The sequence below is a fragment of the Paenarthrobacter sp. 10N417 genome (genome assembly GCF_056394745.1).
Window position 1 is genome coordinate 90,028 of sequence record NZ_JBFTIL010000015.1, and the last position, 22,730, is coordinate 112,757.

A 22,730-nucleotide genomic window follows, 5' to 3' on the forward strand; every position below is an offset into this window, starting at 1 on the left:
CCCCGTACCTGTCCTGACAACCTGTCCAACTTCGTAGAGGGTTGAAGGACTAACCTCGAAGGATCCTACCTGGGGCTACTTCTGATGCTGCCATCACCCCGGCTGGGGGTCGTGTATAGTGAAGTCCATAAACACCGGCACCGCTTTCAGACTTTGACTGCTCGCAGATCAAGACTTGATAAGTGCCGGTCTTCATTTAACAAGCGTTCTAGGATGGCGTGTGACCTACCAGAAGCCGCACCTTCAATACAGCGAACTTAGAGCGACTCTTTCGCGTCGCGGCATGGACGTTGGCGACAGGTCGACGGCGGAAACCACGCTAAGAACCATCGGCTATTCTCGCCTGAAGGCGTACACATATCCATTTCGAGTGCCGCTGCCGTCCGCCTCCGAGCAGGAAACGCCCTATCAAATGCGTGGCAAGGATTTTTTCCCCGGAACTTGTTTGGAACATGCCTCAGCCCTATACAAGTTTGATCAGAACTTACGAAGAATCTGCCTTGACGGACTTCAGGATCTTGAAATCTCCTTCCGGGCCGCTATCGCTCACACCTTGGGGAAGCGCTCCCAGTTCGCTCACCTAAATGCCGCTCATTTGGACACTGGCGCCTGCACTGCGCTGGATATCGAGGGCAAGGCGGGTTGGGACCACTGGCTGAAGACCTACAGGGAGGCGCGGACTCAGGGGAAAGAAGAAGATTTTGTCGCCCACCATCTCATCAAGTACGGCAACGATCTCCCGATATGGCTGACGACCGAGATCCTGACTTTTGGTTCACTTGTTCGCCTCTTCAGTTTGTTGGTTGACTCCGACAAGACCGCTGTAGCCAGGTACTTTGGCGTGACCGACGGCAGACGATTTCACAAGTGGCTTCTCGCGATGAACGGGCTGCGAAATGTGTGCGCGCACCATCATCGACTATGGAATCGAATCCTCACCTATGAACTTAAGGTGCCGTCAGCAACTGTGGGCCCCGAGCTGGCGCATCTGTCGGCACTCCCAAGGGAGAAGCGCCTCTATGACGCACTGGCCCTTCTTAGCTACCTCTTGAAGTCCCGCGACTCGGGCAGCCAGTGGCCCGCGACGCTGAGAACGCAACTTAAGAAGTTCCCGAAAGCAAGCGAACTGCTGACGGAGGAAGGCCACCCCGTGCTGGATATGGAGTACAGCATGGGCTGTCCGAAGGGGTGGGAAACTCTCCCGCTGTGGCAGCCTAACTAGATCGGTTCGGGCTCCACTTCACATAGGAAGATATCGAGAGGAATTCTAGGAACTTTCCGTATTACTGGTGATGCAGGAGAGGTTTCAAATCCCACCGTCACCACCACTTGAAAGGCCCTGCTTCCCTGTGTTTATGAGGGTTGCCGGGCCTTTTCTTTGGTGGACTGGGGGCAGGAGGCATGCCAGCGGTTTGAACTCCTGACGGCACCTTACGGCAGTTGCAATAGGAGCGGATTGACCGGCTTGAACCGCAGCAATCTGATGGTTTGCGCGAGGATGGCGACGCGAAAGATCAAGCTGACGACGTTGGGCATCTCCCCTGTGGTGGTTACGGTATCAACAACGCTTACGACGTCGAGGACGAGCTCTAGTCCGACCAGGACCAGTGCCGCTACCAATGGAGTTTTGGAGTTGCTGCGCCGGGTGGCAACATTCCAGATTCCGACGGCCAGCAGGAAAGCGGTCAGAATGATGTTCTGAGCATCAGCCATCATCAGTTCTGTTCGCTCAGTCTCATTGAGAGCGGCAATTTCCGAACTGGCTCCGCCATACGTGCGCCACAAGAGCAGTACCCATGCCAGGCCGATAAAGATCAGACAGAGGCCGACGCCGGTCCGCCCGTTGCGGGATCTCTTCGCTTCCAGTGCACCGGCTTCTGTGGTTGATGGAGCAGTTGGCTCCGGAAACTGCATGCTCATGTGGGACCCCTGAAGATTCCAGGGAGTACCCGATGCGCCCCCATCGAGAACAATTTAGCAGCCTGCGTCTTATGTTCAAGGGCACGGCTGCCAAAAAGGACCCAGCCTCGCAGCGGTCCAGGGGACGCTAAACCTAACTTTCATTTCGTGACGCGAAAAACTAAAGAATTAATCAAATCGAGACTAAATCTTTAAATGCTTACCACCACCAAACTGCAAGGAAAAAGCTCGATTGTTTGAATCGAGAAAAATACATTACCTTTGAAAATCGTGCATGTAGCGCATCCAACCACGCTGAGGAGCGTCATGAACTCGCTGGATCAAGCCGAAGCATCTCCGCCCCATTTTCGAGTGCGGAGCTTGGCCATCATGTCTTCCAGGACGCTTCGAAATCCTTGGTGGATCGCGGTGTTTGTGGGATTACTGGCCCTGCTGTTCCGGGTGTTCGGCGTTCAGCGGGCGAACGATGTATTTATCGACGAGGTTACTTACGCGGACCTCGCCAGAGAAATTGCTGATGGGAAAATGCCATCAATTCTCGGCAACCCTTTTTTTCTTCATCCCCCGGCCTCGTACGCTCTGAACGCGCTCGTAATACGCGTGCTCGGTCTTGAGGGCCACCCCATGGACCTGGCTTTGCAATTGCGCTGGGTCAACACGGTCCTCGGAGCATTGACGGTGGTTGTCTGCTTTCTGTTGGTGCGCCGTCTGGTCGGAGTAGGACCAGCTGCGGTGGCTGCCGTCATACAGGCCAGTGATCCCTTTGTCCTCCGCATGGACGGGCGCTTGATGATGGAGACTCCAGCTGGCCTGGCTGTACTGTCGGGATGGCTACTCGTCCTTCACCTGATAGACCGCAAGTGGGACCGCACACGCTTGTGGCTTGAACTCAGCGCCGGGTTGGTCTTCGGGCTGGCAATCGTCACCAAAGACATGACTGCTGCGTTCACTGTCGTCCCGCTCGTGGCCGCCACGTTCTGGCGTAGAACCGTTCCACTGCTTACAGCTCTGCGAATCCTCGTCGTTTCCGCCGTGCCCTATTTGATCTATCTAGGCGTGATCGGAGCAAACGGCCTGCTTCCGCAGTTCATCGAACAAAAGTCGGTGGGCGTTCTAAGAATGATGGGAGCCGTTCAAATGACCGGCTTCAATTCAGTTCCGGGCGTGAACCTGACAGAACGGCTTATAGACATGGCTGGCCGGTTCGGCACCAGCTATCTGCTCCTGGGGCTATCGATTCTGGCCGGTGCCGTGGCCGTCACCTCACAGGTGACGAGTCGGCGCGTCATTGGCTTGTTTTCGCTTTTCACAGGTTTCGTGGGCATCTATTCAGTTTTCTTTGGGGCGGCAGAAGAACAATTTGGATACTGCGTTGTTCTTGCAGCCCTGGTTTCAACGCCGGTGGCTCTGGCGATGTTGGTTTCGTGGCGACCCCGACTTCGCAGGATCACAACTGCCGCAGTGGCAGTCGTGGCAGTTCTCAGTCTCGGTTTGGGCCTACAGGCAAGGTCAGTCGTGGACGACGGGCTTGTCCGCGCACGAGATTGGATGAACGCCGAACTGCCCGGATCTTCCAAGGTGGGGTTGACGTCGGTAACCGGTGAATTCGCACTAATGCCACACGAAGGTTGGGAGGTTTTGCCCTCGTTGCAGTCGTTAAGGAACGCTGGCGCCGAGTACGTCCTGACTCAGGGAAGGCCGCTGAGCGAGGGCTACGGCTTCGCGGCTCCTGAACTCCTGGACTGGCTGGAGGGCAATGCTCAGCCGGTTTTCATTTTTACCGGACCCACTTCAGGTGAGACGGTCATTTGGAAGCTGGACCGAACTAAGCTGGACGCCGCAGTCGCCGGAGGGACGATCCTGCCACCGATAAATGGCGGATACCGGTAGAGGCAGGATTCTAATCTCATGGCCGGATCCCAGGCATGAAGCACGGCCCACGCCTGAATAGATGCCAGCCGAGACACCCTTGGGAAGTCGTTCTTCACGTCACGTTTACAGAGCTGCAGGCACTAAAGAAGTAAAGGCGACCGGGACAAGTGAACGATCCGCGTCGTAGTCATCAGCCTCGAGAATTTGATCGGACACTAAATCAATGACTTATTACATCGACAGCTCTGGGCTCCACTCGTCGCCGCCGTGTGGTGCAAATGATGAGTCTTCTCCGGCAGCTGCAAAGGTGTCAGGTAGGAGTCGGAGCAAGCGCCAGCGCCTGCTCCATTTCGTAACTTCTGCAAGCGCTACACTTCTGGTCTTGATTGCAATGACGCCGGCAGCGCCCGCCGCGACTGCGACATCGGTTCAGAATTTCGTGCCTCTTGCAGTTACGTCGTCCTGCACTTTAAGTGGTGCCACGGGTAGCAGCGCGACCAACCTTTACCCCGTCACGGCCACTCCAGATGACGCCATCGACGATACGGCCGCCATCCAAGGCAGGATCAATGTGGCAGGCGCGGCCGGCGGTGGCGTTGTGAAACTATCTGCGGGGACGTTTGTTATCAACGGCAAACTTCGCATGGCGAGCAATGTGAAACTCGAAGGATCCGGGCCAACAACCGTTTTGAAGGCCGGGCCAACCTTCATGAACAACAGCGGTCCGGCGGGCGGTTTTCCGATCGTGACGACGGCAGGGGCCGACAATACAACACTGACGAACTTCACTGCAGATCAGTCAGGTGACACTCTGAACGGCAACGTCACGGGCCGGTTGAATGAGTACATGATTGACGTCCGCGACTCGTTGAACTCGCTCGTCCAAGGTGTTCACACGAAAAACCCTTTGACGTACTCAATTGCGTTCGTCGGCGGTTCCACCTGGTGCGTCAAGGACAGCAGCACTGAATCTACAACCAACGGCAAATATGTTGAACTGGACGGCATCCACGCAATGAACACGAGTAACGGCGACATTGTTGGGAACGTCGTTGACCAACGCAAAGGCACCGATGGGGATGACGGAATCGCCATCCACACGTACGGCGCCGAGGACGTTCACGACGTCAGGATCGCGAACAACGACGTGCGCGGCGGTCGTCATGGCGCCGGGATCGACCTCGCTGGCGGATCCGGCGTGATTTACAACATTGATCTCACGGGTAACACCGTCTGGGGTTCCCCACGCGGGCTGCACGACGCTTATTACGATGGAACGCAGCAAATCCATCACATCCAGATCGTGGGGAACACCTTTAGGAACAACGACATCCAGACTGCCGGAGGGGCCATCGACTTCGAGCGCGCGGTGAGGTACGTGACAATGACGGACAACACGGCCTGCAGCTCAGGCGGTTACAACCTTCCGGCCGGCACGGGGAATGTGAACCTCAGGAACACTCTGACCGCGACGTGCGGAGATTGACTGCTCCCGGTAACTAATCCTGATAGGTTTCCCTGTAATCCTTGGGAGCTTCAATGCGTGCTAGGCGACGGTTTCTGAGAGCCACTTTGCTGGCCGCGACTTTAGGGCTTCTCGCTGTTTCTTCGTGTGCGCAACCAGGCGATCCTGCCTGTGAAGTATCCACTTCCACTGCGAACCCGGTGGAGGTGTCTTCAGGGACATCTGGGCCTGCATCCGCCACAACGATGCAATCGCCGACACCTTTGCCGAGTCGCACCCCTACGGATAAGTGCTTAGACAACACACAAGTGTTGAGATAGGACCACAGCTCAGCGCAGCGGGCCTCCCGGGGAGCCAGCATCACCGTCGATTCCTATGGCGGTGTGCTCGGTCAGGAAACTGCCGCAGTGCCAACAGCCTGGATATAACCGTTCATTTCTCATCGGTAAATTACTGCCAGGACATCGTGAACCAGATGATCGCGATGGCATAGCCCACCAGTGCAAGCAAAGCGAAGCGTCTGGGCGTGCCGACTGGGTTCTTCTTGGTAAAGCCGAAGAACGAGTTGATATTGAACAAATGAAGCAGCAACCCTCCGCCGAGCAGTCCGGCGAACATCGAGGGAGGCGCCACCAAAAGAACAGTTACGGCAAAGAACGCATACTCCAGGACGAATGCCAGTCGAGGGCGGCTCCATAAACCAAAACCTACACGTCGATCACTCCGGCCCCAGCCAAGAACTGGAAGGTCCCGGAGGTGGACCACCACATCCAGAAGCCAGTGAGACAGGACGCCAACCCAGAACAGGACACCCACAAGGACACTCTGGTAGATCACGCCAGCCAGCAGTGCAGGCACAATGCTGAGCGCACCACCGAGGACCAGCGAATGCGAGTATGGGTATGAAGTGAATTTGACGCGGGATTGCAACGGATTATTGGGGTCCACTTTCACCGACTCTTTGCCAGCGAAGACCAATGCGGGCCAAACAATGTCCGGCCACGCAACTGCGACCGCGATTGGTAAGGCGGGCGTTTCAGGCGCCACTGCGAGAATGACAGCAGCTGCGGCGAAATGACCTATGTACACAATCGCCAAGCCTAGTGTCGGCAAGATCTGCATCCTCAATCTGCCAGCGCGAGTCGCCCTTTTGAGCATCAGCAGAGAGCTCACCAAAAGTGAGATCGGGCCGCTCCTGGAAAGCTAAGGCGCCGGGACCAACCTCTCGGTACGATTAGCAGCGGAGGCACCAATGGCCAGGTCAATGCAACGAACCAGCAAAAGCACCGACTACGAGTTCCTGACGGTCTGGAGAGTGGCCGGAACGCGCGAGGAAGTGGTGGATGTCCTCGGTAACGCGGCCACCCTCAAACAGTGGTGGCCCTCGGTGTACCTCAAGGTGACACCCGTGGCGCAAGGCAACGCGGACGGCGTGGGCGCCTCGTTCGACCTCCACACCAAGGGCTGGCTCCCGTACACCCTGCGTTGGCGGCTCACCGTTACCGAACCCATTACCCTGCACGGCTTTGCGCTCAAAGCCGAGGGAGACCTCAACGGCAGGGGCCGCTGGACATTCGAAACCGACGGCCCGGAAGTCGTCATCACCTACGACTGGCGGGTCAGCACAGCGAAGCCACTCCTGCGAAAGCTGAGCTGGCTGCTGAAGCCTGCGTTCTCGGCCAATCACCACTGGGCCATGGCGCGCGGCGAGGAAAGCCTGAAACTTGAGCTCCGCCGTCGTCGGCCCGGTGCGGATCCCAGCCGCATACCGGAACCACCGGGACCAACGTTTGTGCGTACCAAGGGCCGACTTTCAGAGCAATAAACCCGGGGCCAGCATCTCCACACGCGCGCAAAGTATCCACATAGGCACCCATCCGAGGCCAGTCCGGCTCCGAACTCCCGATAGAATCAAGACGCTGACACCAGGCAGCATCCGGCCAGACGATCGAGGGAGGACTCCGTGCGCTCATTGCAGCCCCGGGCACCCTTCCATGCGTTGCGGTCCGGTGCGATCTCGCTCGTCATAGTGCTTCTTGCAGCTGGGGCTCACGTGATCGGCGGCGGGGAACTACCCACTACCGTGGTGTTGTTGGCCCTTGTCGCATTGACAGGATTGGCCGCGACGCTGGCTACGCGCTTCAAGCTCAACTTGACCGCCATGACGGCCTTGCTTGGAACCAGCCAGCTCGTGCTCCATGAGGCCTTCACGGCGTTGAGTCCAGTAACGGCAACAGCTCCAGGGAACTCGCACCACGCTGCCGAACCTCTGACTCCCTTGCTCTACACAGCGACGCCCCACGTCCATGAGCTCGGCACCACCCTGGGCACCGCGATGCTGGCTGGCCACATCCTGGCCACGATCGGCTCTGCCGTGATCCTGGCCAAGGGCGAGGATGCGCTGTGGCAGCTGGGGGCCTGGCTGCGTCCTTTAGCTGCCCTGCCAACCCTGCTGTTCAGGCCCGACGCCGGCGCCTCTCCTATCGCAGTCGGCGCGCCTGACGTTTTCCTGCCGCGCCCTTGGCGGAACCTGAGGCAAGACAGCCGCCGCGGCCCGCCCGCCGTCGTCGTTCTTCCCTGATTCCGCCCGGCACCAGCGCAACGCACTCAGCAGACGCCCTTGGTGACGGGCCACAAACCCGTACCCAGCGCCGACACTGGCGCCCCCGAAAGGCAATCCCATGAAGAAGTCCACCCTCCGCCGCACCCTGTCCGCGACCGCCGCCGCTGGCGGAACCGCTGTTCTGATGATGGCCGGCCTCGCCGGAGCATCCGCACATGTATCAGCCGATCCAAACAAGACTGCTGCCAACTCGTACGCACTGTTGACGTTCGGTATCCCCCACGGCTGCGACACGTTTGGCACAACAAAAGTCGCTATCTCGTTGCCCGAGGAACTGACCGATGCCCAGCCCACGGTCAACCCAAATTGGACGGTTGAGAAGGTCACGGAGACGTTGCCCGCACCGAAGAAGCTGGACGATGGCACCACCATCACCAAGCGGACCAGCCAGATCGTCTACACAGCCAAGGCCCCGCTGGACCCGCATCTTCGTGATGCTTTGGTTCTCTCGGTCAAACTGCCCGACGCCGCGGGCAAGACGCTCTACTTCCCCACGCTGCAGACCTGCGAGCAGGGCCAGACTGACTGGTCGGAGATCCCAAAGGATGGACAAGACGAGCACGAGCTCAAAGCACCGGCCCCGTCCGTCACCATCACACCTGCCGAAGCCGAAGGTGACCACCACGCAGCAGGCACGGTGTCCACCGAGCAGGCGTCATCGGTAACCGACGATGGATCACAGGCCCGCAGCTGGGCCGGCCTTATCGCCGGCATCGCTGGTTTGGGCCTGGGCGGCGCCGCGTTCTTCCGCGGCCGGTCAGCAAAGACAGCAGCAGTCAAGGACGACGCCAAGTAAAAGCGTGAACCTTTAGAGGATTGGCGTTCGGAAAGATTACGATCCGGACGCCAATCCAATTTCCTTGCCGTGGCTCAATTGACTCCCGTCACACCCGGCGCAAGGCTGGTGCCCATGTGGACTCAGCGCATCAAAACTGGACTTGTGACGACGACGGCCGCAGCCTCGCTGCTGCTCCTTGCTGCTTGTGGGCCAAGCCCAAGCCCGGCTGGAAGCAGCAGCGCCCCTCCCACCTCCTCTTCCGCATCTCCGACGTCGGCCTCTCCCAGCGCGAGCAACTCGCCTTCGCCGTCCGGAACGGCCACCTCCGCAGCGCCTGCGGCCGAAGGCCAATGCAAGGCCGGTTCCCTCACCGCCGCCACTGATTCCACCGGCGGCGGCGCTGCTGGGAGCATCTACGAGAAACTGATCCTGACGAACTCCGGAACCACGCCTTGCACCTTGGAAGGCTTCGCGGGAGTTTCCCTGACGGCCGATGCCAACGGCGCCCCTATCGGTGAGCCCGCTACCCGTGAAACCACTACGCCCGTCACCAAGATCGAGCTTGCCCCAGGGAAGTCGGCGTGGGCTGAACTGCGTTACACCCAGGCTGGAAACTATGGCGATTGCACCAAGGTTCCGGCGGCTGGTTACCGCATCTACCCGCCTAACGACACAGCGTCACTGTTCGTCGCTGAGCAACACGATGCCTGCAGCAACGCAGGCATCAAACTCCTGACCATCACTGCCTTCCAGGCTGTCTAACCATCAGCCCACGGCTCGGGCTTATTCTGTCTGAGCCGTGGGGCATGATGGAGGAATGCAGGAGCAGCAGGCGTCCATCGGCGCCATAGGCCGTTTCAGCCAGGCAACCAGGGAATGGTTCCTTGGCGCTTTTTCCGCGCCCACTCCCGCCCAGGATGGTGCGTGGAACGCTATCTCGTCGGGCTCGCATGCCCTGGTGGTGGCCCCCACTGGTTCCGGTAAGACCCTCGCCGCTTTCCTTTGGGCCTTAGACCGGTTGCATTCCACGCCGTCGGATACGTTGCCCGGATTGGAGTCCGTCCCCGACGGGAAGGGCCGCGCGAAGCGTCCCAAGACAAAGACCCGCGTCCTTTATATATCGCCCCTTAAAGCACTGGGTGTTGACGTGGAGCGGAACCTTCGCTCACCGCTCATCGGGATAACGCAAACTGCCAAGCGATTAGGGCTCCCGGCACCACTGGTGACAGTCGGCGTCCGTTCCGGAGATACGACGGCGGCAGATCGCCGCTCGCTGTTATCGAACCCGCCGGACATCCTGATCACTACGCCGGAGTCCCTGTTCTTGATGCTGACGTCCCGTGCCAGGGAAACGCTGAGCGAAGTAGACACCATCATCATTGACGAAGTTCACGCTGTCGCAGGAACCAAGCGTGGGGCCCATCTTGCGGTGTCTCTGGAAAGGCTGGATGCTCTTCTACCGAAGCCGGCCCAGCGGATTGGCCTCTCTGCTACGGTGCAGCCGCGTGAGCTTGTAGCCCAGTTCCTGGCGGGCCAAGCCCCTGTGGAAATTGTGGCCCCGCCGTCCAAGAAGAACTGGAATCTCACAGTCACTGTGCCTGTGGAGGACATGTCGGACCTCCAAGGGGCTGCGGGCGCCTTTGACTCCGGCCCTGCTTCCGGGCTTCAACCCCAAGCATCCATCTGGCCCCATGTTGAGGAACAGATTGGCGATCTTGTCCTTTCCAAGCAGTCCACCATCGTCTTCGCCAACTCACGCCGCCTGGCCGAACGGCTGACAGCCCGATTGAACGAGATCTATGCCGAACGGCAAATGCTGGCCGCGGCCGGAGGAGAGTGGGGCGCTCCCGACAACGCAGAGGATTCGGGAAGCTGGGGCACCGGGCCGGCCACCAAGTCAGCGGGCGCTCCCGTGTCCACGGCGACGCCGGCCCATATGATGGCCCAGGCCGGCAGCACGAGCGGAGCAGATCCTGTCTTGGCGCGCGCCCACCACGGTTCGGTCTCCAAGGACCAGCGGGCCATGATCGAGGATGACCTGAAGTCAGGCAGGCTGCGCTGCGTCGTTGCCACCTCATCTCTGGAACTTGGCATCGATATGGGAGCCGTGGACCTGGTCATCCAGGTAGAGTCACCGCCCTCGGTAGCCAGCGGCCTGCAGCGTGTAGGGCGTGCCGGCCACCAAGTGGGCGAGATCTCCGAGGGCGTGTTGTTCCCCAAGCACCGGGCTGACCTCCTTCACACCACCGTCACAGTCGAACGGATGCTAAGCGGCCAAATCGAGCGCCTAAGCATCCCCACGAATCCTTTGGACATCCTTGCCCAGCAAACTGTGGCCGCTACGGCCCTGGGCAGCATCGACGTCGAGGAATGGTTCAGCACGGTCCGCCGGTCGGCGCCTTTTGCCAGCCTGCCCCGGTCCGCATTTGAGGCCACGCTGGACCTTCTTGCCGGCAGGTATCCGTCCGACGAATTTGCAGAACTTCGGCCACGCATTATCTGGGACCGGCATGCAGGAACTATTGAGGGCAGACCAGGGGCACAGCGCCTTGCCGTCACCTCAGGCGGCACCATTCCTGACAGAGGCCTCTTCGGCGTGTACATCATCGGCACGGAAGTTGAAGGATCCTCATCCTCTGCCAACGCCGATGGGGAAGGTCCCAGCGCCTCCGCCCGTGCCGCGAAGGGTGGACGCCGCGTTGGTGAACTCGACGAAGAAATGGTTTACGAATCACGGGTAGGCGATATCTTTGCCCTCGGAGCCACCAGCTGGAAAATTGAAGACATCACCCACGACCGCGTTTTGGTCTCCCCTGCTTTCGGCCAACCGGGAAAGCTCCCCTTCTGGAAAGGCGATTCGCTCGGCCGTCCGGTGGATCTCGGCCGCGCTTTGGGGGCCTTCATCCGCGAACTCTCCGCGGCCGATCCTGCGCCGGCAATGGAGCGCTGCCAAGCGAGTGGGCTCGACGCCTTTGCTGCCGGCAACCTGCTGCAATATCTGGAAGAACAGAAGCAGGCTACGAACATCGTTCCCAGCGATCGAACATTGGTCGTGGAACGCTTCCATGATGAGCTCGGGGACTGGCGTGTTGTCCTGCACAGCCCCTTCGGCATGCCTGTTCACGCGCCGTGGGCTCTGGCCGTTGGTCAACGCCTTCAGCAGCGCTACGGCTTGGATGGCTCAGCCATGGCCGCCGATGACGGCATCGTTCTTCGCGTCCCCATGATGGAGGACGAGCCACCCGGCGCCGAGCTGTTCCTCTTCGATCCCGAAGAACTGGAACAGATCGTCACCGCTGAGGTTGGGGGCAGCGCGTTGTTCGCCTCCCGGTTCCGTGAGTGTGCCGCCCGCGCGCTGCTGCTGCCCCGCCAAAACCCCGCCAAGCGCCAACCCCTGTGGCAGCAACGTCAACGCTCTGCCCAATTGCTGGACGTCGCCCGGAAGTACCCGTCGTTCCCCATCGTGCTCGAAACCGTCCGGGAATGCTTGCAGGATGTTTACGATCTGCCCGCCCTCAAGGACATCGCCGCATCCGTCGAGCGCCGCGAACTGCGCATTGTGGAGACCACCACCCAGCAGCCGTCACCGTTCGCGAAGTCCCTGTTGTTTGGCTATGTGGCACAGTTCCTCTACGAGGGCGATTCCCCCTTGGCCGAGCGTAGGGCGGCGGCCCTCGCTTTGGATTCCACGCTGCTCAATGAGCTTTTGGGCAGGGTGGAGTTGCGCGAGCTTCTTGACGCGGCGGTCATCGATGCCACGGAACGCGAGCTGCAGCGTCTGGTGCCGGACCGTCGCGTGCGCGGAATGGAAGGTGTCGCTGACCTCCTCCGGCTCCTTGGTCCACTCAGCGTCGAGGAAGTGATGGAGCGTCTTGAAGAAGCGGCGGATGCGGGCTCACACCTTGCCGCACTCCAGAAAGCCAACCGGGCGCTGAAGGTAACGATCGGCGGCGTCGAACGTTTTGCAGCAGTGGAAGATGCCGCCCGTCTGCGCGACGCCATCGGTGTTCCCCTGCCCATGGGCGTGCCGCTTGCCTTCATTGAGCCTGTCCACGATCCCCTGGGCGATCTCGTCTCACGGTATGCGCGCACCCACGGACCGTTCACAGCAGCCGAGGCCGCGTCCAGGCTGGGACTTGGCGTCGCCGTCGTCAATACTGCACTGAAGCGGCTCGCGGCCGATGGCCGTGTTGTGGAGGGTGAGTTCCGGCCGCATGCCGTGGCGACGGAGAGCAGCACGGTGGAAGCGGCAAATCCAGAGCTCATGTCCGCAGACGCACCGCCGTCCAGCGAATGGTGTGATGCCGAGGTCCTACGGAAGCTCCGGCGTCGTTCGCTGGCTGCTTTGCGCGCAGAGGTTGAGCCCGTTGACACTGCCGCGTATGGGCGGTTCCTGCCGGCGTGGCAGAACGTGACGGCACCGGGGAAATCCCGGAGCCAGGCATTGCGCGGACTCGACGGCATCATCACGGCGGTCGATCAACTCTCAGGCGTTCCCATCCCCGCTTCCGCATGGGAGCCATTGGTGCTCTCGAGCCGCGTGGCGGACTACAAGCCCGCCATGTTGGACGAACTGATGGCCGCCGGTGAGTTGCTGTGGTCCGGGGCTGGGGCCTTGCCTGGAAACGACGGCTGGATCACGCTCCACGTGGCTGACTCCGCCGAGCTGACGCTCAATCCGGCGCCCGATTTCGAACCCGGCGATGCCCAACAACGGCTCCTGGACTACTTGGGTGCAGGAGGCGGTTACTTCTTCCGCCAACTCACTGAGGTGGCGGGCGGAATGGACTCTGTGTTGAGCGATGACGCCGTGGTCTCGGCACTCTGGGACCTGGTGTGGGCCGGCCGCGTCACCGGCGACACCTTTGCTCCGGTGCGGGCCATGATCGCCGGCGGGCGCACAGCACACCGGCAGGTCGCCAAGGCACCTCGCGCCCGTGCCCCGAGAATGAGCAGGTTGGGGCGCTCCCACGGCACGGGCCTTCTGGGATCCCCCGGGCTTACAGGTGGGCGTTATGGTTCCGTCTCCGGCACCGCTCCCGCCCCGCCATCAGCCGTAGGACGCTGGTCCGCGCTGCCTTCGCCCGAACTTGACCCGACCATCCATGCACGCGGCACCGCCGAGTTGCTGCTGGACCGGTATGGCGTGGTCACGCGGGGGTCGGTCATGGCCGAGAACATCATTGGCGGTTTCGGGCTCATGTACAAAGTCCTGGCAAGACTCGAGGAAGCCGGGCGTTGCCGCCGTGGCTACTTCATCGAGCATCTGGGTGCCGCCCAATTCGCCGTCCCCGCAACGGTGGATAGGCTGCGTTCCTTCACCGAAGATGCGCGCATCGCCAAGGCAGAACCCGCGGCTTTGGCACTCGCAGCCACGGACCCGGCCAACCCTTACGGCGCAGCGCTGCCTTGGCCGGCGCTGTCCGTCGACGCCGGTTCCGGACACCGCCCCGGACGGAAGGCCGGCGCTCTGGTGGTGATGGTCGACGGCGCGTTGGTCCTTTACGTTGAGCGCGGCGGTAAGACTCTTCTCACCTTCAGCCATGACGACGCCGTCCTAGGGGTCGCTGCCGAAGCCTTGGTGGATGTGGTGCGTCGCGGAGCGGTGGACAAGCTTTTCATGGAGAAGGTCAACGGTCACGACCTCCTGGATACGCCGATTGCTGCAGCGCTTGCGGCCGCAGGAGCGTATTCAACTCCGAAGGGGCTGCGGATCCGTGCCTGAGGGAGATTCCATTTGGCGGGCAGCCTCGCGCCTCAACGCGGCCTTGGCCGGGCAGGTCATTACAGCTTCAGACTTCCGGGTGCCGCGTTTCGCCACCTTGAACCTTGCGGGTTGGACAATGACCGAGGTGGTTCCCCGAGGTAAACACCTGCTCATGCGCTTGGTGGGGCCTGAGGACGAGGAACCTGGAGCGAGCAGGAAACCCCGTGAGCTGACCATCCACTCCCATCTCAAGATGGAAGGGAGTTGGATGGTCTACCCGCCGGGAGGTCGCTGGACCAAACCGGGGCACACTGCACGATGCGTGTTGCGGACGGCTTCCGCTGATGCGGTCGGGTTCTCGTTGGGCATTCTCGAGGTGGTGCCAAGTGGCGAGGAAGATCGGATCGTCGGGCACCTAGGGCCTGATCTGCTCGGCCCTGACTGGGATGAGGAAGAAGCCCTCCGCCGGCTCCAGGCTGAACCCGACGTCCCCATCGGCTACGCCCTGCTCGATCAGCGGAAGCTGGCCGGGATCGGCAACATCTACCGCTGCGAATCATGCTTCCTTTCCGGAATCCACCCCGCGTTGCCTGTGGGCTCAGTGCCGGATCTCGCCAAGACCGTCAACGATGCCAAGAGACTCCTGGGCGAGAACCTCGGTCCAGGCCTGCGGACCACCTTGGGTCCCCGGGCGATGAGGCCCGGCTACTGGGTTTACGGCAGGGCACGCCAGCCATGCAGGCGCTGCGGAACGCCTATTCGCCGCGACGTCCTTGCAGCGCCGGATGGAACCGAGGAGCGCGACATCTACTTCTGTCCCAGATGCCAACCCCTCCCGTAGTCCGTGGGTAGCGTTGGGACGGCTGGCCGTCAGGCGGCCGGCGCGGCCTCCACAGCCTCCGTAGCTTCAGCCGGGGCCGGAGCCTTGGCAGGTTCAGGGACCATGAACTTCGGCAAGAGAACCTGCACGATCGGACCGATTGCCAGCGCGTAAACTACCGTACCGACACCTACGGACCCACCCAGCAAGAAGCCGACGGCCAGGACCACTACTTCAATTCCCGTTCGGACAAGGCGGACAGACCACCCTGTCCGGCGAACCAGCCCCGTCATCAGGCCATCACGGGCTCCCGGGCCGAGGCGTGCTCCGATGTAGCAAGCGGACGCGATCCCATTCAGGATCACCGCGCCGGCCAGCATCGCAATTTGTCCGCCCAGGTGTGAGAACTCCGGGATCAGCCATAAGCCCAGATCAGCAAAGACTCCCACAAGGATGGCGTTTGCCAAGGTTCCGAATCCGGGCATTTGCCGCAGGGGGATCCAGAGGAGGAGGACGAGGAAACTGACGGCGATCACCACAACCCCAATGCTGAAACCGGTCTTTTCCGAAACGCCCTGGTGGAAGACGTCCCAAGGGTCAAGGCCAAGACCGGCGCGGATGAACATGGCCAGCGAGATGCCGTACATCGCCAGGCCGATCAGGAGTTGTGTGATTCTTCGGGTCATCATGAATCCATGGTCGTGGAAAACTGGCCTTGTATTCCATAGCCAGTTTGGAATACTGGTCCTATGCCAGGCTCATTGAACCCCACCGCACTCGTCCGCCTCCTGGGCTCTTGGAGTAGCGGCGCCCTGCCCGCCTACCGCGAGCTGGCCGACGTCGTGCGTTTGCTGGTGATGGATGGGCGCATTCCGCTGGACGTCGCACTACCCAGTGAGCGTGCGCTGGCGCAGACGCTCGGCCTGAGCCGCACCACTGTCACTGCGGCCTACGCGAGCCTTCGCGAACAAGGTTTCCTCACCGCAGGCCAAGGCAGCCGCGGCCGGACAAGCATCCCCCACCGCGACGCACCTGTGAGCGTTCCGGGCCTTGCTGCGCCTGAAGGACTCCTGGACCTGGCATACGCATCGCTTCCGGCGGCCGGTGAAGTTGTCCACCGGGCGTTCGCTGATGCCCTCACTGAATTGCCTGCGCTGCTCCCCGGTTTCGGGTACGACGCCCTTGGAGTGCCAGCCCTGCGGCAGGCAATCGCGGAGAAGTATGCCGCGGAAGGAGTACCCACTACCGCGGATCAGATCCTGGTGACATCCGGTGCGCAGCACGCCCTCAACGTAGTTCTCCATACCCTCGTGGGAAAGCAGGACAGGGTTTTGGTGGAACACCCCACTTATCCAAACGCCCTGGATGCCATACGGGCGGCGGGCTGCAAAGTGCTGCCTGTCGGGTTGCCACCCCACGCTTCCCCTGCTTGGGACGTTGATGCCATGGTGTCCACGATGAACCAGCAGCGCCCCGCAATGGCCTACCTTGTCCCTGACTTCCACAACCCCACAGGGCGCATCATGTCCGATCTGCAGCGCCGCCGTTTAGCCCGGGCGGCCGCTGCCGCCGGGACCGTGCTGGTGGTGGACGAGACATTGCGCGGATTGAACCTCGACGCCGTCAAGACCTCGCCGATGTCAGCCTTCAGTGCCAGGGTCGTTTCGATCGGCTCGCTCAGCAAGTCGCATTGGGCCGGACTCAGGACGGGCTGGATCCGGGCGGACGAAGCGATGATCACCCGGTTCGTGGCGACCAGGACCACCATGGACCTCGGTGGACCCGTGGTTGAGCAGTTGGCTGCCGCGCGACTGGTGAGGTCATTCGCCGAACCGCTCGATGCCCGCCTGCACGAGCTGCGTCACAACCGGGAGTCCCTGCTCGCACTGCTTGCCGAACACCTGCCGGAATGGGAGGTGGAAAGGCCCCGCGGCGGACTCACGGCTTGGTGCCGCCTGCCCACAGCCTGCAGCACTGCTCTCACTGTGCTGGCGCCGGATTTCGGGCTTCGTTTGGCAGCCGGACCGCGGTTCGGAGTGGGTGGCGCCTTCGAGCATTACCTACGCGTCCCCTATACATTGCCACCAGCGCAGCTCGAATTCGCCGTGAGCGCCTTGCGCGCCGCCCAGGACAAGCTCGACGCCTCTCCCCAACTCCGCCGGACCCTCAAGGCCGGGCGGCCACCCGCCGTCGCAGTCGCCTAAGAGCCGCTCACCCGCTACTTGGGCGCCACGCCAGCAGCTGAACCCATGCGCTGTTTCGCCGTGTTGCTGCCCGGGCCGACGGGAACATGGGAAGTTGCCTTGGCCAAGCCAAAGAGCGGCATGCCGTTGTACACCACTTCAATGCCCGACGCCGGTACCTGGTACGTCTCGTGCCACACCCCGATATCGCCACTGCCGGAAATTTCCTTCATGAACTTCCGCCATGGACCCAAATGTGGGGATTCACGGTCCGCCGCGAAGCGCCTCAGATGCTCGGGACTTTCCCAATAACTGAGCAGAATGGTGGTGCGCCCGAACCATTGCTCACTCCCGAGCAACCCGGCCTCGGGATTGGCGGCAAGATGCCGCATCATCGTGGGCATGGATGATGCTACCCGCGCCACCTTGCCCATCTTCCACCACCGGTTGGCCCGCATCCCGATCAGGAAGACAGTCATTGTTTCTCCCCCGATGTCAGCCGCAAAACGTCCGGGAAAAATCTCCTGTGCCATGTCGCTCCTTTGGTTGGGAAACTTTGGATTCCCAGTTTCGTAACGTTGTTATGAAACGATGTTATGAAACACTTGGAGACATGGCAAGACCCATTGTTCATGATCAGCACGTTCAGCAACGGCTCCTGGAAGTAACCGCGGAGCTCGTGGACCGCGAAGGTCCCGCTCGTGTCACTCTCCGCGACGTCGCCGCGGCCGCAGACACCTCCACCTCGGCGATTTACTCGCTCTTCGGCGGGAAATCGCAACTCTTGACGGCCGCCGTCGACGACGGTTTTCGCTCTTTCGGCGAGTCTCAACAGGACGCGGCCAAAGACGGACTCCYGGGCCTGGGCCGGGCGTACCGCGTCTGGGCTTTGGAACATCCGGCGCTTTACCGGCTCATGTTCAGCGGCGCGCTGGCCGCGTATGTGGATTGCAGCCCGACGCCGGAAGTCGCCTCAGCCTCGATGCTCCCGCTGGTGGAGGCAGTAGTCGCCGCCCAAAGGGCCGGGAGGATCCGTTCCGATGATCCCTCCCTCATCGCAATGGCCATTTGGGGGCAGGTTCACGGACTCGTCAGCCTGGAGCTGGCGCGGATGAATGAACCCGAAACGGACTGGGCCGGGATCTATGACGCCTCCCTTGAAGCAGTCGCCCGCGCTTGGGCCCCTTAAGCCCAAAAGTAGGTAGCAGTTGATGCCGTTCTGAACGTTCAAAACGGCATCTACTGCTACCTACTTGGGGCAGGCCCGGAAGGTGACCCTACGCGTACACCTTCTCCAGGAACGCACCCCACGCCTTCGCCGTCAGCTCGGAGTCCCCCGAGCCACCGAATTCATGCACGGTCATGCCCACCGGCGCACCAAAAGCATTCCTGCCGAAGAAACGGAGCAGCGTGTCGGAGGTGCGCAGGCCCAGGAAGTTCTCGTTGGAGAAGTCCACCTCGCCACTCAGCCGACCCACGCCGTCGACGTCCACCTCAAACGGGGTACCGGCCGTCATGCCATCCACGCCCAAAGCCCTTTTCAGCTGCACGAATCCATCCGGAGTCTGCGAAGAAGCCGGCGCTTGGACATCCGTGAAGACCACGGGCTGCCCATCGAAATACTGCAGGTACTGGCCCAGGGTGTGGAGGTAAAACTCCGTGTGCTTGCTGGCGCCGTCGTACTGTTCGTCCCAGTTGTCGGCGAAGATGCCGCTGTGGACATAGTGCAGCTTGGCGCGGCCACCCTCGACGGGCTCCAGGACGTGCTCCAATTGGTTGAACCAACCATTGGGACCCTCCATCCGCGACACAAGGTGGCTGGGGTATTCTTCGACGGTTTTCACATCGGGCCACTGATCCGTGGGGAACATCCAGGCCGCCGTGTCCTTGGTAACCGCCTGCCACACCCGCTCTGGAGTGCCCGGCAGTTCGGCGTCCGCCACGATCTCGAATTTCCGGTTGTCAGTCATTGCGTTGTTCCTTTTCTGCTGTTTTTTCCGTTGACGGTGTCTTGAGTGTTGGATGAAGTACGACGACGAGCCGGTGCTTTCGTGCTCCGCCCGCCACTGCGGCAGCACCGCCGTCGTGGTACTTATCGACGAGCCGCGTGACCGCCACGCCGAGCTCTTCAGCGAAAGCGGCGCGTTCTGCGGCTGAGCGGAAGGTAATTTCGCCGTCGATCGCGAAGCTTGCGAGCTTCTTCTTGGCAGCGGCCGCACCGGAAATAAGCTTGCCCATTTCCTGGACTGTGCGGGAGGCGAGCGCCAGGAGCCAGAAGGCGGAGAACCTGTCGGAGAAACGCTGCGGATCCGGGGCCACCGAAGCCAACGCGACGGGCGAGATCAGGTACGAGGCCGCCGTCGCCTGAAGTACGCGCTCCGTGACGTTGCCTTTCCGGCGTTCTTCCACAAGCTCCACCAAGCCATGCCGCTCGAGAGCTTTGAGGTGATAGTTGACCTTTTGCCGGGGCAACCCCACCTTGGCGGCCAGTTGAGTGGCCGAGCCCGGCTCCGCCAGCTCTTGAAGTATGCGTGTGCGGATCGGGTCCAACGAGGCCTCTGCCGCCGCTGCGTCCTCAATCACTTCGATGTCCAACATGCTTCAAGTATGCTCACCGACAATTTTTATTGTCAAGAACTATTTTATCGTCGGCTAGAGCTGCGTTGTGGGAGCCACAGTAGAATTGTCCGGTGATGCAATCCCCCCTTCCCGTGCGCGACGGCGTAAACGCGACCCGCCTGCGCCTCCCGGACGAGGGGCCCTGGGACACTGCGATGGACTACATGATGCACCGCTGGGGACACATCGACCCCCAAGGCATCGAGGACCGTTTCGACGCCGGCGAAATCGTGGGCGAAGGCGGCGTGCGCCTGAGCAGGAGCACCAAGCTCGAGGACCACACCTTCATTTGGTACTACCGCACACTCCCCCCGGAAACGCGCCTGCCGGTGGACATCAACATCCTGCATCAGGACGAACACATCCTCGTGGTGGACAAGCCGCATTTCCTGCCAACGACACCCGGCGGCACGTACATCCAGGAGTCCGCGCTGGTCCGGCTCCGGAATCTGCTCGACCTTCCGGACCTCATCCCCATGCACCGCCTCGACCGCATGACCGCCGGCATTTTGCTGCTCTCAACCAACCCGGAGACCCGCGGCAAGTACCAGGTTCTCTTCGAGAAGCGCCAGGTCCAAAAAGAATACGAGTGCGTGTCCGCCGCGGCGCCTGCCGCAGGTTTTCCCACCGTCGAATTTCCGGTGGTGGTCCGCAACCGCATGACCAAGTCCCGCAGCTATCTGCTCGCCGAAGTTATCGATGGCGAACCGAACGCCGAAACGCGTATCGAACAGACAAAAACGTTCGACGCCGGGACTCACCAGCGCGCGCTGTACCGGCTGGAGCCGCACACCGGAAAGACACACCAGCTCCGGGTGCACATGGCATCGCTGGGTCTGGGCATCGTCAACGACGCCTTCTACCCGGACCTGTTGGACAAGGCCCCGGACGACTACAGCAAACCGCTTCAATTGTTGGCACGCGGTATCACTTTCGTGGATCCCATCACCAAGGAGCGCGTGGAATACCGTAGCCAACTGGAGCTCAGCGAAGCCCACGGCTGACCTTGCTCTCAACGACGCCACAGGCGCTGTGTTCAACGTGCTCGTCATCCCGGTGACCTGCCTGAGCGGGAGCAGCCCAGCGGAGGCTCAGGACTCAAACACAGACCGGAAGACCGCCGTCGTGTCCTCCGAAAACAGCACGAACTCCACCAACTCAAGTCCGCTGGCGGTCGTGGCACCAGCTGAAGACTCAGATGAGAACGACCTCACGGCGTCGAGCGCTACTTTAGCGACCTCGCGGGCGTCCCAACCATAGATCCCGGCGCTGATCGCGGGAAAAGCGACGGACCGCGCACCCACCTCCACAGCGGCTTTCAGGCTTTCGCGGAAGCACGAGGCGAGCAGCGCGGGATCGGTTTGCCCGGCGTGCCGGTTGGGACCCACGGTATGAATCACCCAGCGCGCCGGGAGCCCGAATCCGGGGGTCACGACGGCGGCCCCAACAGGCAGCCCGTCCGGCAGTTTGCTGCGACGAACCTCGCGACAAGCCTCAAGCAGTTCTGGCCCGGCGGCCCGATGGATCGCTCCGTCCACTCCCCCTCCACCAAGCAGTGACGAGTTGGCGGCGTTGACGATCGCGTCGACGTCGCGCATGGTGATGTCCCCGGGCAAGATTTCGATCTGCATTGCGCCAGTCTCCCGCCGAGCGGCCGGAGCGGCAAGTGCGGTACCTTGTGCCAATGGACTTCATCGCCCCCGAGACGTGGGGATCCGCAATTTACTTGTGGATCGTTCCCATGGTGCTGGGCGATGCCATCTTCCCCCCGATCCCGTCCGAAATGGTGGTCATCACCGGTGGAGCTCTGGCAGCCGACGGACACGCCAATTTCTGGCTCATCCTGCTGCTAGCGGCCTTCGCGTCCTGGCTCGGAGACATGGCTGTCTACTTACTGTTTAAGCGGCGCGTGAGCCATGTACTGGATCGCTGGGCATGGGGCAGGAAAGTCCACCGTGGAATCCACGAGGCCATCGCCAAGGCAGGCCGATCCTCCACTTATGGGGCTATCATCGGTGCCCGTTTCGTCCCTGGCGGCAGGCTCGCAACCTCATCCGCAGCTGGAATCGCCAACGTCTCCGTCCGTGGTTTCAGCCTCTGCGCCGGATTGGGCGCCGTGCTGTGGGCCGTGTGGCAGGTGGGCCTGGGCTACTTCACGGGCTCCGCGACCAAACTGCCATTCTGGGCCAGCTCACTGATTGGGGTGGGCGTCGGCTTGGTCATCGGCGTGGTGGTCGGACTGATTGTCACACGACGGCGCGGGAGCCGCTCCCCAGTGGATGAACCCTTCGATGGCGACGTGCCCCAACCGGAATGACGTTCGCCTAGATCGGCGCCCAGCGACCACGGCTGCGACGCAGCACGTAAAGGCTTCCGGTCAGCGCAACGCGTTCGACGGCGTCGCGCATCATGGCAGCCGAAGTCCGGGCTTCGTCGTTCTCACCGGTATAGTCGCGGTCGTTCACGGTGAAGCGCAGGCTGAGCTGCGGGACACCGCCCACAATGTCCAGCTGGTTCGATTCCACATGATGGCGGGTTTCCAATGCTTCGATGGCCGCCGCCATGACCGATTCGGGAGGGTTGCCAGGCTTGAGGCCAGTGATCTTTAACTTGGTCTGGAACGACGGCATCCAACAACCTTAACGCCCACGCGCAGCTGCTTTAAGCCGGAACGCTCCCCCGCCCCGTTGACGCTTCGTGGGGCGAGAGAGCGATCCGGAAAAACCGGCCGGATGTGAGAGAA

Annotated in this window: 21 protein-coding genes; 13 read left to right on the top strand and 8 right to left on the bottom strand. The window is 61.5% G+C overall.

The genetic code is table 11. From position 1 onward, the window contains the following. Window positions 1–220: 220 nt before the first annotated feature. Window positions 221–1,222 carry an Abi family protein gene (locus AC1DCM_RS17980; protein WP_442004706.1) on the top strand — a complete coding sequence of 334 codons (1,002 nt, stop codon included), beginning with the start codon at window positions 221–223 and terminating at the stop codon, window positions 1,220–1,222. A 209-nt stretch (window positions 1,223–1,431) separates the two neighbouring features. Here the strand turns inward: AC1DCM_RS17980 and AC1DCM_RS17985 are convergent, their stop codons facing one another. After that, window positions 1,432–1,920, bottom strand: coding sequence for a hypothetical protein (locus AC1DCM_RS17985; RefSeq protein ID WP_442004705.1), 489 nt, complete (start codon window positions 1,918–1,920; stop codon window positions 1,432–1,434). Window positions 1,921–2,226: 306 nt separating this feature from the next. Here AC1DCM_RS17985 and AC1DCM_RS17990 point away from each other — a divergent pair, with 306 nt between their 5' ends. Together AC1DCM_RS17990 and AC1DCM_RS17995 are read left to right on the top strand one after the other, a co-directional pair. Further along, window positions 2,227–3,810, top strand: a complete 1,584-nt coding sequence (locus tag AC1DCM_RS17990; protein ID WP_442017375.1) for an ArnT family glycosyltransferase — start codon at window positions 2,227–2,229, stop codon at window positions 3,808–3,810. Between the two features lie 421 nt (window positions 3,811–4,231). After that, window positions 4,232–5,278 carry a glycosyl hydrolase family 28-related protein gene (locus AC1DCM_RS17995; RefSeq protein ID WP_442017376.1) on the top strand — a complete coding sequence of 349 codons (1,047 nt, stop codon included), beginning with the start codon at window positions 4,232–4,234 and terminating at the stop codon, window positions 5,276–5,278. A gap of 429 nt (window positions 5,279–5,707) precedes the next feature. On the opposite strand, the gene AC1DCM_RS18000 is transcribed toward AC1DCM_RS17995, so the two are convergent. Then, window positions 5,708–6,370 carry a hypothetical protein gene (locus AC1DCM_RS18000; protein ID WP_442004703.1) on the bottom strand — a complete coding sequence of 221 codons (663 nt, stop codon included), beginning with the start codon at window positions 6,368–6,370 and terminating at the stop codon, window positions 5,708–5,710. Between the two features lie 151 nt (window positions 6,371–6,521). On the opposite strand from AC1DCM_RS18000, the gene AC1DCM_RS18005 reads away from it, so the two are divergent. The 6 genes from AC1DCM_RS18005 (at window position 6,522) to AC1DCM_RS18030 (ending at window position 15,206) form a co-directional block, all read left to right on the top strand. Then, on the top strand, window positions 6,522–7,082 hold the full coding sequence (locus AC1DCM_RS18005) for an SRPBCC family protein (protein WP_442017377.1): 561 nt from the start codon (window positions 6,522–6,524) through the stop codon (window positions 7,080–7,082). A 138-nt stretch (window positions 7,083–7,220) separates the two neighbouring features. Next, window positions 7,221–7,838 carry a hypothetical protein gene (locus AC1DCM_RS18010; RefSeq protein ID WP_442017378.1) on the top strand — a complete coding sequence of 206 codons (618 nt, stop codon included), beginning with the start codon at window positions 7,221–7,223 and terminating at the stop codon, window positions 7,836–7,838. Window positions 7,839–7,938: 100 nt separating this feature from the next. Beyond that, window positions 7,939–8,676: a YcnI family copper-binding membrane protein gene (locus AC1DCM_RS18015; protein ID WP_442017379.1), complete on the top strand. Its 738-nt coding sequence runs from the start codon at window positions 7,939–7,941 to the stop codon at window positions 8,674–8,676. Between the two features lie 114 nt (window positions 8,677–8,790). Further along, the gene (locus tag AC1DCM_RS18020; RefSeq protein WP_442017380.1) at window positions 8,791–9,420 is read left to right on the top strand and encodes a DUF4232 domain-containing protein; all 630 of its coding nucleotides are present in this window, start codon (window positions 8,791–8,793) and stop codon (window positions 9,418–9,420) included. A 55-nt stretch (window positions 9,421–9,475) separates the two neighbouring features. Beyond that, window positions 9,476–14,383 carry an ATP-dependent helicase gene (locus AC1DCM_RS18025; RefSeq protein WP_442017381.1) on the top strand — a complete coding sequence of 1,636 codons (4,908 nt, stop codon included), beginning with the start codon at window positions 9,476–9,478 and terminating at the stop codon, window positions 14,381–14,383. After that, the gene (locus AC1DCM_RS18030; protein ID WP_442017382.1) at window positions 14,376–15,206 is read left to right on the top strand and encodes a DNA-formamidopyrimidine glycosylase family protein; all 831 of its coding nucleotides are present in this window, start codon (window positions 14,376–14,378) and stop codon (window positions 15,204–15,206) included. The genes AC1DCM_RS18025 and AC1DCM_RS18030 overlap by 8 nt, the downstream gene beginning before the upstream one ends. A gap of 29 nt (window positions 15,207–15,235) precedes the next feature. Here the strand turns inward: AC1DCM_RS18030 and yczE are convergent, their stop codons facing one another. Next, window positions 15,236–15,874: a membrane protein YczE gene (gene yczE / locus AC1DCM_RS18035; protein WP_442017383.1), complete on the bottom strand. Its 639-nt coding sequence runs from the start codon at window positions 15,872–15,874 to the stop codon at window positions 15,236–15,238. A gap of 60 nt (window positions 15,875–15,934) precedes the next feature. On the opposite strand from yczE, the gene yczR reads away from it, so the two are divergent. Then, window positions 15,935–17,389, top strand: a complete 1,455-nt coding sequence (gene yczR, locus AC1DCM_RS18040; protein ID WP_442017384.1) for a MocR-like transcription factor YczR — start codon at window positions 15,935–15,937, stop codon at window positions 17,387–17,389. 14 nt (window positions 17,390–17,403) lie between these two features. Here the strand turns inward: yczR and AC1DCM_RS18045 are convergent, their stop codons facing one another. Continuing rightward, a complete protein-coding gene (locus AC1DCM_RS18045) occupies window positions 17,404–17,901 on the bottom strand; it encodes a DUF4188 domain-containing protein (RefSeq protein WP_477519200.1) in 498 nt (165 codons plus the stop codon). Window positions 17,902–17,981: 80 nt separating this feature from the next. Here AC1DCM_RS18045 and AC1DCM_RS18050 point away from each other — a divergent pair, with 80 nt between their 5' ends. Beyond that, window positions 17,982–18,557, top strand: a complete 576-nt coding sequence (locus tag AC1DCM_RS18050) for a TetR-like C-terminal domain-containing protein (protein WP_477519201.1) — start codon at window positions 17,982–17,984, stop codon at window positions 18,555–18,557. An 88-nt stretch (window positions 18,558–18,645) separates the two neighbouring features. Here AC1DCM_RS18050 and AC1DCM_RS18055 read toward each other — a convergent pair whose 3' ends face one another. Both AC1DCM_RS18055 and AC1DCM_RS18060 read right to left on the bottom strand, forming a co-directional pair. Then, window positions 18,646–19,338, bottom strand: a complete 693-nt coding sequence (locus tag AC1DCM_RS18055; protein WP_442004692.1) for an SRPBCC family protein — start codon at window positions 19,336–19,338, stop codon at window positions 18,646–18,648. After that, window positions 19,331–19,966 carry an ArsR/SmtB family transcription factor gene (locus AC1DCM_RS18060; protein ID WP_442004691.1) on the bottom strand — a complete coding sequence of 212 codons (636 nt, stop codon included), beginning with the start codon at window positions 19,964–19,966 and terminating at the stop codon, window positions 19,331–19,333. The genes AC1DCM_RS18055 and AC1DCM_RS18060 overlap by 8 nt, the downstream gene beginning before the upstream one ends. A gap of 95 nt (window positions 19,967–20,061) precedes the next feature. Here AC1DCM_RS18060 and AC1DCM_RS18065 point away from each other — a divergent pair, with 95 nt between their 5' ends. Next, window positions 20,062–20,991, top strand: a complete 930-nt coding sequence (locus AC1DCM_RS18065) for an RluA family pseudouridine synthase (protein ID WP_442017446.1) — start codon at window positions 20,062–20,064, stop codon at window positions 20,989–20,991. An 87-nt stretch (window positions 20,992–21,078) separates the two neighbouring features. On the opposite strand, the gene AC1DCM_RS18070 is transcribed toward AC1DCM_RS18065, so the two are convergent. Further along, window positions 21,079–21,618: an O-acetyl-ADP-ribose deacetylase gene (locus AC1DCM_RS18070; protein WP_442017386.1), complete on the bottom strand. Its 540-nt coding sequence runs from the start codon at window positions 21,616–21,618 to the stop codon at window positions 21,079–21,081. Between the two features lie 53 nt (window positions 21,619–21,671). Between AC1DCM_RS18070 and AC1DCM_RS18075 the strand changes: the two genes are divergently transcribed. Continuing rightward, complete coding sequence (locus AC1DCM_RS18075) at window positions 21,672–22,304, top strand: DedA family protein (RefSeq protein ID WP_431118258.1); 633 nt, start codon at window positions 21,672–21,674, stop codon at window positions 22,302–22,304. Between the two features lie 7 nt (window positions 22,305–22,311). Here the strand turns inward: AC1DCM_RS18075 and AC1DCM_RS18080 are convergent, their stop codons facing one another. Then, a complete protein-coding gene (locus AC1DCM_RS18080) occupies window positions 22,312–22,617 on the bottom strand; it encodes a hypothetical protein (protein WP_442017387.1) in 306 nt (101 codons plus the stop codon). Between the last annotated feature and the right edge of the window lie 113 nt (window positions 22,618–22,730).

Coding starts and splice junctions, on each gene's coding strand:
- AC1DCM_RS17985 (WP_442004705.1), bottom strand. CDS start 1,920: ATGAGCATGCAGTTTCCGGAGCCAACTGCTCCATCAACCACAGAAGCC.
- AC1DCM_RS17990 (WP_442017375.1), top strand. CDS start 2,227: ATGAACTCGCTGGATCAAGCCGAAGCATCTCCGCCCCATTTTCGAGTG.
- AC1DCM_RS18005 (WP_442017377.1), top strand. CDS start 6,522: ATGCAACGAACCAGCAAAAGCACCGACTACGAGTTCCTGACGGTCTGG.
- AC1DCM_RS18015 (WP_442017379.1), top strand. CDS start 7,939: ATGAAGAAGTCCACCCTCCGCCGCACCCTGTCCGCGACCGCCGCCGCT.
- AC1DCM_RS18020 (WP_442017380.1), top strand. CDS start 8,791: ATGTGGACTCAGCGCATCAAAACTGGACTTGTGACGACGACGGCCGCA.
- AC1DCM_RS18025 (WP_442017381.1), top strand. CDS start 9,476: ATGCAGGAGCAGCAGGCGTCCATCGGCGCCATAGGCCGTTTCAGCCAG.
- yczE (WP_442017383.1), bottom strand. CDS start 15,874: ATGATGACCCGAAGAATCACACAACTCCTGATCGGCCTGGCGATGTAC.
- yczR (WP_442017384.1), top strand. CDS start 15,935: ATGCCAGGCTCATTGAACCCCACCGCACTCGTCCGCCTCCTGGGCTCT.
- AC1DCM_RS18045 (WP_477519200.1), bottom strand. CDS start 17,901: ATGGCACAGGAGATTTTTCCCGGACGTTTTGCGGCTGACATCGGGGGA.
- AC1DCM_RS18055 (WP_442004692.1), bottom strand. CDS start 19,338: ATGACTGACAACCGGAAATTCGAGATCGTGGCGGACGCCGAACTGCCG.
- AC1DCM_RS18060 (WP_442004691.1), bottom strand. CDS start 19,966: ATGTTGGACATCGAAGTGATTGAGGACGCAGCGGCGGCAGAGGCCTCG.
- AC1DCM_RS18065 (WP_442017446.1), top strand. CDS start 20,062: ATGCAATCCCCCCTTCCCGTGCGCGACGGCGTAAACGCGACCCGCCTG.
- AC1DCM_RS18070 (WP_442017386.1), bottom strand. CDS start 21,618: ATGCAGATCGAAATCTTGCCCGGGGACATCACCATGCGCGACGTCGAC.
- AC1DCM_RS18075 (WP_431118258.1), top strand. CDS start 21,672: ATGGACTTCATCGCCCCCGAGACGTGGGGATCCGCAATTTACTTGTGG.
- AC1DCM_RS18080 (WP_442017387.1), bottom strand. CDS start 22,617: ATGCCGTCGTTCCAGACCAAGTTAAAGATCACTGGCCTCAAGCCTGGC.